We start from the raw sequence: 1838 nt of genomic DNA on the forward strand, positions 1-1838 counted from the left end.
TTCATGAACGAGCAGTTGCAAGGGGCTACAACCCAGACGGCAAGCGCCCAGCCGCTGTTCAACCCGCTGTCTCCGGACTTCATCCGCGATCCCTATCCGTCCTACGACAAGCTGCGCACGCGTGCGCCGGTGCTGCATCTGCCGGCGCTGAACGGCTATCTCGTCAGCCGCAACGCCGATGCGGCGCTGGTGTTGCGCGACAAGCGGTTCGGCAAGGATTACGTCACCCGCATCACGCGCCGCTTCGGGCCGGAAGCGCTGAACGAGCCTGTTTATCGCGCGATGGGCCGCTGGATGCTGACGCAGGATCCGCCCGACCACACCCGCCTGCGCGGCCTTGTCGTCAAGGCGTTCACGGCGCGCCGCGTCGAGGACATGCGTCCGAAGATCCAGGCGATCGTCGACGACTCGATCGACCGGGTGATCGGGCAGGGCCGCATGGACCTGATCTCGGACTTCGCGTTCCGCCTGCCAGTCATCGTCATCTGCGACATGCTCGGCATTCCGGAGACGGATCGCGAAATCTTCTTCAAGCGCGAGCGCACCGGCGGCCGTCTGCTCGATCCGGTGCCGCTGTCGCGCGCCGAGATCGACGAGGCCAATGCCGCGCACGCCAATTCCGAAGCCTATTTCCAGCGGCTGTTCGATCTGCGCCGCCGCGAGCCGGGCGACGACCTGACGACTCAACTGGTTCAGGCGGAAGAGGCCGGCAGCAAGCTCAGCAACGAAGAGCTGACCGCGAACATCATCCTGCTGTTCGGCGCGGGTCACGAGACCACGGTGAACCTGATCGGCAATGCGCTGCTGGCGCTGCATCGCAATCCGGACCAGCTCGAACTGCTGAAGTCCAACCTGTCGCTGATGCCGAACGCGATCGAGGAATTCCTGCGCTACGACTCCTCGGTGCAGCTCACCTACCACGTCGCGATGGAGGATGTCGAGATCGGCGGCGTGAAAATTCCGCAGGGCGACAACGTGATGTGTCTGCTCGGCTCGGCCAATCACGATCCGGCTGTCTATCCCGATCATCCGGATCGGCTCGACATCACGCGGCCGAACGTGCGGCCGCTGTCGTTCGGCGGTGGTATTCACTTCTGCCTCGGCGCGCAGCTCGCGCGGCTCGAAGCCGAGGTCGCGCTCACGACGCTGCTGCGCCGGATTCCGAATCTGCGCATCGACGACGTGGAAAATCCGAAGTGGCGGCCGACCTTCGTGCTGCGCGGCCTCAAGGAGCTTCCGGCCAGCTGGTGAATGCGCGGCCCGGCGAAGCGCCGGGCTGAAATCCGCGTGACTCGCCTTTGCGATGTGGCATAACGTGCCGCGATCAAGCGGAGCGCGCGAGCCATGCCTGTCATCGACCGGATCAAGGATTTCCAGAACGATCTCGTGGCGATCCGCCGCGATATTCATGCGCATCCGGAAATCGGCTTCGAGGAAACCCGCACCAGCGCCATCGTCGCCGACCTGCTGGAGACCTGGGGCATCACCGTGCATCGCGGCGTCGGCGGCACCGGCGTCGTCGGCGAACTGCGCGGCAACCACAACAGCAACAAGCGGATCGGCCTGCGCGCCGACATGGACGCGCTGCCGATCCTTGAGACGACGGGTCTGCCTTACGCTTCGACCGTGCCGGGCAAGATGCACGCCTGCGGCCATGACGGCCACACCACCATGCTGCTCGGCGCCGCGCGCTATCTCGCCGAGACGCGCAACTTCGCCGGCACCGCGGTGTTCGTGTTTCAGCCGGCCGAGGAAGGACTCGGCGGCGCGCGCGCGATGATCAAGGACAACCTGTTCACGCGCTTTCCCTGCGACGAGATCTACGGCCTGCACAATTC

2 protein-coding genes are annotated in these 1838 nt (G+C 65.2%); both read left to right on the forward strand.

Translation table 11 applies throughout. The annotated features are described in order from the left end of the window. The first annotated feature begins 3 nt into the window (after positions 1–3). Entirely contained in the window at positions 4–1251 is a 1248-nt protein-coding gene (locus V7D81_RS23150) for a cytochrome P450 (RefSeq protein WP_349257729.1), read from the forward strand. Between the two features lie 93 nt (positions 1252–1344). Further along, the coding region (locus V7D81_RS23155) for an amidohydrolase (RefSeq protein ID WP_324320779.1) at positions 1345–1838 on the forward strand (494 nt) is incomplete at its 3' end.

The organism is Povalibacter sp. (assembly GCF_036735925.1).
Taxonomy (GTDB): domain Bacteria; phylum Pseudomonadota; class Gammaproteobacteria; order Steroidobacterales; family Steroidobacteraceae; genus Steroidobacter.